This is a genomic window from Devosia sp. FKR38 (genome assembly GCF_005222805.1).
GTDB lineage: Bacteria > Pseudomonadota > Alphaproteobacteria > Rhizobiales > Devosiaceae > Devosia.
The window spans coordinates 314,062-325,974 of record NZ_STGC01000005.1 but is presented as its reverse complement, the minus strand read 5'-3'; the positions used below and the strand labels follow the sequence as shown (position 1 = coordinate 325,974).

Here is an 11,913-nt window from a genome sequence, read left to right as displayed (position 1 = left end):
TCTGCAGCAAAGCTACCGATCCTGCCCGCTGACTCCTGACACGGGCTGCAAGCGGAAATCAGACGGGCCAGAGGTTTAGTCCATGTGGGAGTTAACCTGTTGTTCTACAAAATCACCGAGAGTTTTGTGGCGTTCGAATTCCTCTCAATGGGTGATCTTGATGTCCCGCCTGTCCAGCACAATCTCGGGCAAACTTGTACTTGTCTCTGGCATCTCCATAGCGGCGATTCTCATTGCCTATACGGCGCTCAATGTTTGGTCCGCCAAGACCAGCACAGAGGACCAGGTGATGACATTGGCCACAGAAACAGCCTCCGGCGTGGCCAGTCAGGTGTCTGCCAAGCTATCGATGGCAACGTCGGCCGGCGCCACCCTGTCGGCCAGTATTGGCGGCTATATGGAAAAGGGCGCCAAGACGCGCAGCGACGTCATCGCCCTGCTCGAGCCGGTCGCACCGGCCTATGACTTTGTGTTTGGGTCCTGGATGATGGAACTGCCCGATCCGGCGGCACCAAAATTGCTCACCGGAACGGAAGGCGCCAATGCCGAGGGCGTGTTCACCGCCTACTGGACCAAAAGCGCCACCGGCGAGATGGGCTTCTCCACCTGGACCATCAAACCTGACTCCGAATATTATCGAGCGCCATTGGAAGCCAAGCAGTCCATCATCACATCGCCCTATTTGTCGACCGAAGGCGAGCTGCTGACATCGGTGTCGGTTCCGGTCACGGTGAACCAGCAGATCGTTGGCATCGCCGGTGTCGATATCAAGCTGACCGATCTGACTGCCCTGCTTGCTGAGATTCATCCGTTTGGCACTGGCCAGGTGATGCTGGTTGCCAGCAATGGCGACTGGCTGGCCAATCCCGACAGCACCAAGCTGATCACCCCCTATGCCGACTCCGGCACCGACCTTGTGACGCAGGCGCTGGCCGATGGTCAGATGCGGGTCATTCGCGACATGCCGGATGGTACGGTTCGTCTGGTCTATCCGTTCACGGCCCCGGGCATGAACAAGACCTGGGCGGCTGTTCTCGACATTCCCGCCGCAGTCTTCCAGGGCCCGGTGCTGCAGCAGGTTCAGTCGGCCATCATTGGCGGGCTGGCGATTCTGCTGGTCAGCCTGACCGTCATTTTGCTGGTGTCGCGCGGCATTGTCGGAAAGCCGATCGCCCGTCTGTCTCGGACCATGGACGAGCTGTCCAAGGGTAATCTTGCGGTCACTGTTGGCGATACCGAACGTCGTGACGAAATGGGGGCCATGGCACGCACCGTGGAAGTGTTCCGCGCCAATGCCATCAAGGTGCAGGATATGAGCCAGGCCGAGGCCGTGCGCATCGTCGCTGACGAGGACGCCCGCCGCAAGATGATGGGCCAGCTGCAGCAGGCCTTTGGCAATGTGGTGGATTCCGCCATTGCCGGCGATTTCTCCAAGCGCGTCGATACCGAGTTCCCCGATACCGAGCTCAATGCACTGGCAAGTTCGGTCAACGCTCTGGTGCAGACCGTGGATCGCGGCCTGGCGGAAACGGGCGATGTTCTGGCATCGCTGGCCGAGACCAATCTGACCCGGAGGGTCAATGGCGACTATCATGGTGCCTTTGCCAAGCTCAAGGACGATACCAATGCGGTGGCCGAGAAGCTGACCGATATTGTCGGCCAGTTGCGCCAGACCTCACGCGGCGTGCGTTCGGCGACGGGCGAAATCCTGGCCGGTGCCAACGACCTGTCCGAACGCACCACCAAGCAGGCGGCAACCATCGAGGAAACCTCGGCCACAATGGAGCAGCTGGCGGGCACCGTTCTGGCCAATGCCAAGAAGGCCGAAGAGGCCAACCTGAAATCGCAGTCGGTGTCCCGCACCGCCGAAGAGGGTGGCAGCGTCATGCGACAGGCCACCGGCGCGATGGAGAAGATCACCAGCTCCTCCGCCAAGATCTCCAATATCATCGGGCTGATTGACGACATTGCCTTCCAGACCAATCTGCTGGCCCTGAACGCTTCGGTGGAAGCCGCGCGTGCCGGCGACGCTGGCAAAGGCTTTGCCGTGGTGGCCGTGGAAGTGCGCCGCCTGGCGCAGTCCGCCGCCAGCGCCTCTTCGGACGTCAAGGTTCTGATCGAGCAGAGCGCCAGCGAAGTGGCGGGCGGATCCAAGCTGGTGGCCGATGCCGCAGCCAAGCTCGAAGCGATCCTTGAGGGCATTCGCGAGAACAGCCTGGTGATGGCGGGCATTGCCCGGGACAGCAAGGAACAGGCCTCTTCGATTAACGAGGTCAATATTGCGGTTCGCCAGATGGACGAGATGACCCAGCACAATGCCGCTCTGGTGGAACAAACCAACGCGGCCATTGAGCAGACCGAAGGCCAGGCATCCGAGCTCGACCGGATCGTCGACATCTTCATTCTCGACGACAGTCGGCCGACGTCCCGGCAGTCTGCCGCGCCTGCCGCATCCAACACTGTCCGGGGCCAGCAGGAGCGGGTCAAGCAGGCCGCAAAGAGCTATATCAGCCACGGCAACGCAGCCGTCGCCACCGACTGGAACGAGTTCTAGGACCGGCATCGCCCGCAGGGCAGGTGGTGTCCTGAGGGCGAAAGCCGGACCGCACCATCACGGCCGGATCGGGCGCGGTGCAAGAGACGGCTACAAGTGCACGGCCGACCACCATTGACCGCCCGCGGCCCCTATTCCAGGGCTGCGGGCGTCTTCGTTCAAGGGCACCCGCCTCCATCACCCCGCATGGGCGAAAAGCCTCCGCCGCTTGACGGGTACGAGAAACCGACGCCCCCAGGCGGCTTTCGTCTCACTCGATACCCCGGCCAGGGGCGATTGCCGTCTCCGAATTCGTCAACAACTGTCCACCCAATTGCCGCCGTGTGGCGCCTTGGCATGGCCCGATGGAGCCGAGAATCCCCACCGGGGTGCCCCAACTTTGCCACCATTGCGCGTGGACAGCATGCCGCACCCCTGCGACAAGGGGATTTCGCATTATAAAACAATGCCTTACGCGGTTTAAGGTTGTCTTGACACTCTCAGGGGCCACCACTATGTTGCGCGCGACTTAAAAGGGCGTCCCGAAACTTCGGGAAAATGGCCGGCCGAGGGGAGCGCGCGGATGAGTGACCCGCAAGAGACCAAAGGTCTGCCGGACAGCGCCAAAGGGGTGACGCGCGATCTCGCATCGCGTATTGCTTCTGCCAAGCGGGACCGGGCGATCGAGGACAACAGAGCCTCGAGAGACGCGTCCCCGGAGATGAGCGGTATGGCGCGCGGTATGCGCATCGGTACCGAGTTCATCGCCGCAATCCTGGTGGGTGCCGGTTTCGGCTATCTCATCGATCTTGGCCTGGGGACCAGCCCATGGTTCTTGCTCATCATGTTGGTGGTGGGCTTTGCCGCTGGAATACTCAATGTCACCCGCGTGGTGGCGCAAATGAATGCCGCATCGCCTCCCCCGCCGGGGTCCGACATGGGACCGGATGAGGAAGACGAAGATGACAAATGATGACGCTTAGAGGGTTCAATCTTGGCCGGTACTGATCCGATCCACCAATTTGTCATTCAGGACATTTTCTCGCTGTTCACCGTGGGCGGCGACGGCACCGAAGGCTCGGGCCTGCATTTTGCCTTCACCAATTCAGCCCTGTTCATGGTTGCCACCGTGGCAATCATCTCGCTGTATCTGGTGCTTTCGACGGGCTCCAAGAGCCTGATCCCGAACCGGGCGCAGCTGCTGAGCGAACTGGTCTATGAGTTCGTGGCCAATATGGTGCGAAGTGCCGCCGGTACGGCCGGCATGAAGTTCTTCCCGCTCGTCTTCAGCCTGTTCACCTTCATCTTCGTGGCCAACATGCTCGGCATGGTGCCCTATTTCTTCACCGTCACCAGCCACATCATCATCACCTTTGCCCTCTCGATGCTGGTGTTCCTGACCGTGGTGATCTACGGCTTCGCCAAGAACGGCCCGAAGTTCCTCAAGCTGTTCGTGCCCGCCGGCGTGCCCGGCTATATCCTTCCCATCGTGGCGCCGATCGAGTTCATCTCCTTCATGAGCCGCCCGATCTCGCTTTCCGTGCGTCTGTTCGGCAATATCCTGGCCGGTCACATCACGCTCAAAGTCTTCACCGGCTTCATCGTCACCATGAGCAGCCTGGGTTTCCTCGGCATTCTTGGTTCGGCGCTGCCGCTGATCATGGCCATTGCTCTTACTGGCCTCGAATTTCTCGTCGGTGCGGTTCAGGCCTATGTCTTCGCAGTCCTGACCTGCATGTATCTCAACGACGCGATCCACCCGTCTCACTAACCACCCGTCACGGCGGGCTGTTCCGCCAGAACCCCCGCTTAAAAGTCGCTTGAAAGGACTAAAAAATGGAAGCTGAAGCCGCAAAGTTCATCGGTGCCGGTATTGCTTGTTTCGGTATGGCCGGTGCCGCCATTGGCGTGGCCAACATCTTCGGCAACTTCCTGTCGGGCGCCCTGCGCAACCCGTCGGCTGCGCCGAGCCAGTTCTCGAACCTGATCTTCGGCTTCGCCGTGACCGAAGCTCTGGGCATCTTCTCGTTCCTGGTTGCCCTGATCCTGCTGTTCGTCGCCTAAGACTGACGCGCGATCACGCTCTTCCGCAGCCGGACCTGTTCCGGCTGCGTGCTCTTATCCGGCGTGTGCCGGCTGACAGGATTTAACGGGACCTCACCTGATGGTAACGCAAGCCAACGCCCAAGAAGCGGCTGCACCGGCCGACACGACCCACGCGGCGCCCGCCGTTGACGCTACCCATGCCGATCCGACCGCGGACACCCATGCAACCACTGAAGCCCATGGCGGTGGCCATGAGTCCGGGGTGTTCCCGCCGTTCGACCCCGCAACATTCCCATCCCAGCTGCTGTGGCTCGCCATTACCTTTGGCGCCCTCTATCTGGTGATGAGCAAGATCGCCCTGCCCCGCATCGGCGGCATTCTGGAAAACCGCAAGGCCATCATCGACGCAGATCTCGCTGCCGCTGATGCCGCTCGCCAGAAGACCGACGCAGCCATTGCAGCCTATGAGGCAGCCCTGGCCGCCGCCAAGGCCAAGGCCCAGGGCATTGCCAACCAGACCCGCGAGACCATCCAGGCGGACCTGGCCAGCAAGCGCAGCTCCGTCGAGGCTGATCTGACCGCCAAGGTCACCGCCGCCGAGGCCCGCATTCTGGCCACCAAGACCGAAGCGCTCACCCATGTGGACGAGATCGCTACCGAGACAGCCCAGACTGTTGTGACCCAGTTGGTCGGCGATGTCTCGACCGACAGCGTCCGCGCTGCCGTCGCCAAGGCCAAGGAGTAAGCCCGATGGAATTGGACAACACATTCTACGCCACGCTCGCCCTGGTGATCTTTGGCGGCATGATGCTGTACTTCGGCATCCCGCGTATTGTCGGCAAGATGCTCGACGGCCAGATCAAGAAGATCGCCGACGACCTGGCTGCCGCCAAGACGCTGCGCGAAGAAGCCGCGGCCCTCTTGGTCGAATATGAGCAGAAGCGCGTTGCTGCCGAAGGCGAAGCCGCCGGCATCATTGCTGCCGCGCAGGAAGAGGCCACCCGCCTCGCTGCCGAGGCCCAGGTGTCGCTGGCTGATCTGATCGCCCGCCGCACCAAGGCTGTGGAAGACAAGATCGCCCAGGCCGAATCGCAGGCGATCGCCGAAGTGCGCGCCCGCTCGGCTGATGTCGCCATCGAGGCGGCTCGCCTGGTGCTGACCGACGAAATGAACCGCAAGGGCGGCCAGGTGGTCGACAAGGCCATCGCTGACGTGGGCAATCGCCTGAACTAAGGCCAAAGCGCCGATTTGAGATTTGAGGGCGGGCATTTATGCCCGCCCTTTTCGTTTGTGCCGGACCGGACAGCCCTACCCTCTTGTCGGGGTCTGGACCGAGCGCCGCATGGTTTTCCCTGTGCCCCATGCGCGCAGCGCAATTGACGGCCCCGGAAATCTCCACCATGGTGCCCTCACTGCGGGAGAGACTGGTTTTTCTCCAGCGCCGAAGGAGCAACCGCCCCGGAAACTCTCAGGCCAAAGGACCGCAGGACACTGCAACTCTGGAAAGCGGACCGTCACATCGACAGGTCCCACCGAAGGAGCAACCGGCGCTCAGCCGGGAATCTCTCAGGTGATCAGGACAGAGGGGGCACGGAATTCGCCGCAGGGCGAGTGTAGTCGTGTCACCGTGTTCATTTCCGGGAAGTGTTGATGGCCCAGTCCACAGCCGAAACTCTCAAGACGACGCCGCTGGTCGAGCGGCACATCGCCGCCGGCGGCCGCATGGTTCCCTTTGGCGGCTATAATCTGCCGGTGCAATATCCCACGGGGATCATGACCGAGCACAAATGGACCCGCGACTATGCGGGCCTGTTCGATGTCAGCCACATGGGCCCCAGCTTTCTGGTGCTCAACAATCCCAGCGGCGATGCCGAGGCCGATCACGCTGCCATAGCGGCGATCATCGAGCCGCTGATCTGCGGCGACATCGCGGGCCTCAAGCCCGGCCAGATCCGCTACACGCTGTTGCTCAACGAGACCGGTGGCGCGCTGGATGACCTGATGGTCGGCCGCTCGCCCCTCTTCGGCGGCGCGCTCTACATCGTCGTCAACGCCGGCACCAAGGACGGCGACTTCGCCCGCATCGCGGCGGCCGCCGGCGACAAGGCCAAGCTCACCCGCGCCGATGGCGACAATGCCCTGCTCGCCCTGCAGGGTCCCGAGGCGGTCAATGTCATGGCCCATATCGCCCCCGGCGCCGTCGACCTCGGCTTCATGCAATATGCCCCGTTCGAATGGGGCGGCGAGAAGCTCATCATCGCCCGTTCCGGCTATACCGGCGAGGACGGCTTCGAAATTCTCGTTTCGGCCGGCAATGCGACCAAGCTCTGGGATGCCCTGCTCGCCGATGACCGCGTCAAGCCGATTGGCCTGGGCGCCCGTGACAGCCTGCGGCTTGAGGCCGGCCTGCCGCTCTATGGCCATGACCTCAACGAAACCATCTCGCCCATCGAGGCCGGCCTGGGCTTTGCCGTGTCCAAGCGCCGCCGCGAGGCCGCCGACTTCCCCGGTGCCAATCGTATCCTCGCCGAACGCGAAGGTGGCCTGAGCCGCGTGCGTGTCGGCCTGATCGTCGAGGGCGCTCCGGCCCGAGAAGGCGCCGAGATCCTTGACGCCTCCGGCGCAGCCATTGGCGTGGTCACCAGCGGCGGTTTCGCGCCGTCCCTGGGCAAGGCCATTGCCCTGGGCTTTGTGCCGCCCAGCCATGCCGCCAATGGCACGCCGCTGCAGGTCAGCGTGCGTGGCCGTTCACAGTCCGCGCAAGTGGTGGAAACGCCCTTCGTGCCGCATCGTTATTTCCGCAAGCCCAAAGCCAGTTGAGAGAGCTGCCATGACCACCAAGTTCACCCCCGATCATGAGTATATCCGCGTCGAGGGCGCGACCGGCATTGTGGGCATCACCCCCTATGCCCAGGACGCGCTGGGCGACATCGTTTTTGTCGAGCTGCCCAGCGTGGGCAAGGTGCTCAAGAAGGGCGACGAGGCCGCCGTTGTTGAATCGGTCAAGGCCGCTTCGGAAATCTATGCCCCCGTCTCGGGCACGGTGACCGAAGTCAACGACGCCCTGACCGGCAATCCGGGCCTGATCAACTCCGATCCGGAAAACGAAGGCTGGATCTACAAGATCGCTATCGCCGATGCCGGCGAGATCGACAGCCTGCTCGATGATGCGGCCTATGCCGAACTGACACAGTAACGGATACCCATGCGCTACCTTCCCCATTCCGAGGCCGAACGCGCCGAGATGCTTGGCGTCATCGGCGTACCCAATATCGATGCGCTGTTCAGTGCCGTGCCGGCACTGGCGCTCAAGAGCTTTGACCTGGGCCTGCCGGCCCATAGTCCCGAGTTCCTGGTCGAGGCGCATATGCGCGCGCTGGCCGGGCAGAACCACGCCGGGTCCGATGGTCCATTCTTTGTCGGCGCCGGCGCCTATCGCCACCATGTGCCGGCGACGGTGGATCATTTGATCCAGCGCTCGGAATGGCTGACGGCCTATACGCCCTACCAGCCCGAGATCTCGCAGGGCACGCTGCAGATGCTGTTCGAGTTCCAGACCCAGGTGGCCAAGCTCACCGGCATGGATGTGGCCAATGCCAGCCTCTATGATGGCTCGACCGGCACCGCAGAGGCCGTGCTGATGGCGCGGCGCCTCACCAAGCGCAACAAGATCGTGCTCTCCGGCGGGCTGCACCCGCATTATCGCGACGTGGTCCGCGCCTATCTCAAGGATGATGCCGATCTCGTTTGCCTCTCGGCCTCGCCTGAGGGCCAGGGCGACATCCTCGACCATATCGACGACCAGACCGCCGCCATCGTCGTGCAGACGCCGGACTTCTACGGCCATCTGCGCAACATCAAGACTGCTGCGGACGCCGCCCATGCCAAGGGCGCGCTGCTGATCGTTGTTATCACCGAAGTGGTCTCGCTCGGCCTTCTCGAAGCCCCCGGTGCCCTGGGCGCCGATATCGTGGTGGCCGAAGGCCAGTCGATCGGCAATGCGCTCAACTTCGGCGGGCCCTATCTGGGCCTTCTTGCCACCCGCAAGGAATTCATCCGACAGATGCCCGGCCGCATCTGCGGCGAGACCGTTGATGCCGAGGGCCAGCGCGGCTTTGTGCTGACGCTGTCCACCCGCGAGCAGCATATCCGCCGCGAGAAGGCGACCAGCAATATCTGCACCAATTCGGGGCTCTGCGCCCTGGCCTTCTCCATCCACATGGCCCTGCTGGGCGAGGCGGGGTTCACCCGCCTGGCGCGGCTCAACCATGCCAATGCCTGCAAGCTCGCCGATGCGCTGGAAGCCGTGCCGGGCGTAGAGGTGCTCAACAAGACCTTCTTCAACGAAATGACCATCCGCACGCCCCAGCCGGCGGCGGCGCTCATCGAGCGTCTGGCCAAGCGCGGCATTCTGGGCGGAGTCCCGGTCAGCCGTCTTGAGCCCAAGGATCATTCGGTGGGCAATCTGATCGTGCTGGCGGCCACCGAGCTGACCACCGACGAAGATATTGCCGCGCTCACCAGCGCCCTGGCGGAGGAACTCGCATGAGCATGAACAATCAGGGCCGGCCCACCGGCACCGGCACCTCGGGCTTTGCCTCCACCTCGGGCTCGGCTCTCCTGCCCAATGAACCGCTGCTGTTCGAAATCGGCGATACCGAGCATTCTGGCGTCGACCTGCCGGATGCGACGATCACCAATACCCGCCTGGGCGGCTTCGAGCGCAAGACTGCGCTTGATCTGGCCGGACTCACCGAGCCGGAAGCCATGCGCCACTATGTGCGCCTGAGCCGGCTCAACCACTCAATCGACAGCGGCATGTATCCGCTGGGCTCGTGCACGATGAAGCACAATCCGCGCCTCAACGAGAAGATGGCCCGCTTGCCCGGCTTTGCCGATATCCATCCGCTGCAGCCCGCCTCGACCGTCCAGGGCGCGCTCAAGCTGATGAACGAGCTCAGCCACTGGCTGATGACGCTGACCAATACATCGGCCGTGGCGCTCACGCCCAAGGCCGGCGCCCATGGTGAACTGCTGGGCATGATGGCCATCAAGGCGGCGCAGGATGCCGCTGGCCAGGGTCATCGCCGCACGGTGCTGGTGCCCGAGAGTGCCCATGGCACCAATCCGGCCACCGCGGCCTTCCTCGGCTACTCCGTCAAGTCGATCCCGGCCCGCAGTGACGGCACGGTCGATGTGCAGGCGGTCAAGGATGCGCTGTCGCCCGACGTGGCGGCGATCATGCTGACCAATCCCAATACCTGCGGGCTCTTCGAACCCCAGGTCATCGAAATCGCCAAGGCCGTGCATGCGGCGGGCGCGTTCTTTTACTGCGATGGCGCCAATTTCAACGCCATCATGGGCGTGGTGCGGCCGGGTGACCTCGGTATCGATGCCATGCATATCAACCTGCACAAGACCTTCTCGACGCCGCATGGCGGCGGCGGACCGGGCGCGGGTCCAGTGGTGCTGTCGGCAGCGCTGGCGCCCTTCGCGCCGGTGCCCTTCGTCCGCAAGGGCGCCAACGGGCTCGAGCTGGTCGAGCACGAAGAAGACCAGGCCCTGGGCCGCATCACGGCCTTCCAGGGCCAGATGGGCATGTATGTGCGGGCGCTGACCTATATGCTCAGCCATGGCGGCGACGGGCTGGCCCAGGCTGCGCAGGATGCCGTGCTCAACGCCAATTACATCAAGGCGCGTCTTGGCCAGGTATTCTCGGTGCCCTTCCCGGACTATCCGACCATGCACGAGGCGCTGTTCGACGACAGTTTCCTGGCTGGCACGGGCGTCACCACGCTCGATTTCGCCAAGGCGCTGATCGACGAGGGTTTCCACCCCATGACCATGTATTTCCCCCTGGTCGTGCATGGCGCCATGCTGATCGAGCCGACCGAGAGCGAATCCAAGCAGACGCTGGATCGCTTCTGTGACGTGATGGAAGAGCTGGCCCTCGATGCCAAGGCCGGCAATGCCGCCCGCTTCACCGCCGCCCCGATGAAGGCCCCGCGCCGTCGCCTCGACGAGACCCGGGCGGCCCGCTCGCCGATCATCAAATGGGAACGCCCGGCCGAAACGCTCAAGGCAGCGGAGTAGTCGACTGGCCGCCCGTCACCCGGGCGGCCCCTCCGCTTCGACTAAAAACCAAAAGGCCCGTGGACTTATCCACGGGCCTTTGTCGTCTGATCGTCTTGCGCGGTCGATCGTCAGCCGCGGGTGTCGAAACCGACCCAGATGATGATCTCTTCGCCGCCGAGATAGGGGATGGCGATGTTCTCGATGACCTTGACGAATTCGGCTGAGCGGGCCGGCGGAGTCAGCGCCACGGGCACGGCATATTTTTCCGAGAAGATGGCCTGGCCGTCACGTTCCACGGCAAAGCGGATCGGTGCGGTCACCGCGGCCTGGTTGCCCTGGGGGCCGAGCAGCACGCGGCCGACCACGCCCATGTTGACGGTGATCAGCCCGTTGGACACCACGCAATTGCGCGTCGCCTCGTCGATCACGCCCTGGTACTGCAGGGCCTTGGGGTCACCGGTCTTGCCGTTGCCATAGTAGAACATGGCTTCGCCACCGGGGCGCACGCGAATGGGCGGGCACTGCGTGGCAATGGCGGGCAGCGCATTGGTCTGGGCCTGGGCAACGGCCGCCGGGCTGGGCGTGGCGTTCTGCAGGCTCGGCGAGGGCGTCGAGGAGCCACCGCCAAACATGCCCCCCATGGAACAACCGGCCAGCAAGGTGGCCAGGGCGGCGGCGGCGGACAGGCGCGAGGCCAGAGGCGCGAAATCAGTCATCAGCAGGTCTCCCTGATGCAAAGGTAGCCTTAGGCGGCTTCAAGAGCCATCAAAATGGCGGGGGCTCCACTGGCATTGACGCCCGGACCATCCTCGACGAACACGGCATCGACCACGCCGTCGCGGATCAGCAGGGCCGCACGGGCAAAACGGGTCCCCATGCCGAACTGGCCAAGGTCCCGATCCAGGCCCAGCGCGGCGGCCAGCGCCCCATTGCCGTCGGCGACGAAATCGACAACGCCCAGAGCGCCGGAGGCTTCTGCCCAGGACTTCATGACGTGGTGGTCATTGACCGAGGCGCAAACGATGCGCGCGACGCCAGCGGCCTTGATCTTGGCCTGGTTGGCAACAAAGCCCGGCAGGTGATTGACATGGCAGGTGGGGGTGAAGGCGCCTGGCACGGTGAACACCACGACAAGGCCCTTGCCCAGAACCGCATCTGTGGTGGTGTCGCTGACGCCATCGGCGGTCACCAGCTTGGTGGGCACGGAGGGAATGGGATTGCCGCGTTCGATCATATTTGCATAGGCCTCAAAAGGTGGC

General features: G+C 63.4%; 12 protein-coding genes and 2 riboswitches. Of the genes, 10 read left to right on the top strand and 2 right to left on the bottom strand.

The features are described from left to right. Positions 1–160: 160 nt before the first annotated feature. From E8M79_RS06680 to gcvPB, 10 genes are all read left to right on the top strand, one after another. Entirely contained in the window at positions 161–2,554 is a 2,394-nt protein-coding gene (locus E8M79_RS06680) for a methyl-accepting chemotaxis protein (protein WP_248304926.1), read from the top strand. A gap of 562 nt (positions 2,555–3,116) precedes the next feature. After that, a complete protein-coding gene (locus tag E8M79_RS06675) occupies positions 3,117–3,506 on the top strand; it encodes an AtpZ/AtpI family protein (RefSeq protein ID WP_137151160.1) in 390 nt (129 codons plus the stop codon). A 21-nt stretch (positions 3,507–3,527) separates the two neighbouring features. After that, complete coding sequence (locus tag E8M79_RS06670; RefSeq protein ID WP_282568101.1) at positions 3,528–4,304, top strand: F0F1 ATP synthase subunit A; 777 nt, start codon at positions 3,528–3,530, stop codon at positions 4,302–4,304. Between the two features lie 65 nt (positions 4,305–4,369). Further along, on the top strand, positions 4,370–4,597 hold the full coding sequence (locus E8M79_RS06665) for a F0F1 ATP synthase subunit C (protein WP_035087599.1): 228 nt from the start codon (positions 4,370–4,372) through the stop codon (positions 4,595–4,597). A 100-nt stretch (positions 4,598–4,697) separates the two neighbouring features. Then, complete coding sequence (locus E8M79_RS06660) at positions 4,698–5,324, top strand: F0F1 ATP synthase subunit B (RefSeq protein ID WP_137151159.1); 627 nt, start codon at positions 4,698–4,700, stop codon at positions 5,322–5,324. Positions 5,325–5,329: 5 nt separating this feature from the next. Then, on the top strand, positions 5,330–5,812 hold the full coding sequence (locus E8M79_RS06655; RefSeq protein WP_137151158.1) for an ATP F0F1 synthase subunit B: 483 nt from the start codon (positions 5,330–5,332) through the stop codon (positions 5,810–5,812). A 172-nt stretch (positions 5,813–5,984) separates the two neighbouring features. Continuing rightward, positions 5,985–6,073: riboswitch (glycine riboswitch) on the top strand. Beyond that, positions 6,074–6,170, top strand: a riboswitch (glycine riboswitch). Between the two features lie 59 nt (positions 6,171–6,229). Next, positions 6,230–7,399, top strand: a complete 1,170-nt coding sequence (gcvT, locus tag E8M79_RS06650) for a glycine cleavage system aminomethyltransferase GcvT (protein ID WP_137151157.1) — start codon at positions 6,230–6,232, stop codon at positions 7,397–7,399. Between the two features lie 10 nt (positions 7,400–7,409). Further along, positions 7,410–7,775, top strand: coding sequence for a glycine cleavage system protein GcvH (gcvH, locus tag E8M79_RS06645; protein ID WP_137151156.1), 366 nt, complete (start codon positions 7,410–7,412; stop codon positions 7,773–7,775). Positions 7,776–7,784: 9 nt separating this feature from the next. Continuing rightward, a complete protein-coding gene (gene gcvPA / locus E8M79_RS06640; RefSeq protein WP_137151155.1) occupies positions 7,785–9,128 on the top strand; it encodes an aminomethyl-transferring glycine dehydrogenase subunit GcvPA in 1,344 nt (447 codons plus the stop codon). Beyond that, complete coding sequence (gcvPB, locus tag E8M79_RS06635) at positions 9,125–10,672, top strand: aminomethyl-transferring glycine dehydrogenase subunit GcvPB (RefSeq protein ID WP_137151154.1); 1,548 nt, start codon at positions 9,125–9,127, stop codon at positions 10,670–10,672. The genes gcvPA and gcvPB overlap by 4 nt, the downstream gene beginning before the upstream one ends. Positions 10,673–10,782: 110 nt before the next feature. Here gcvPB and E8M79_RS06630 read toward each other — a convergent pair whose 3' ends face one another. Both E8M79_RS06630 and E8M79_RS06625 read right to left on the bottom strand, forming a co-directional pair. Then, on the bottom strand, positions 10,783–11,370 hold the full coding sequence (locus E8M79_RS06630) for a hypothetical protein (protein ID WP_137151153.1): 588 nt from the start codon (positions 11,368–11,370) through the stop codon (positions 10,783–10,785). 29 nt (positions 11,371–11,399) lie between these two features. Beyond that, positions 11,400–11,888, bottom strand: a complete 489-nt coding sequence (locus E8M79_RS06625; RefSeq protein ID WP_137151152.1) for a peroxiredoxin — start codon at positions 11,886–11,888, stop codon at positions 11,400–11,402. Positions 11,889–11,913 lie beyond the last annotated feature (25 nt).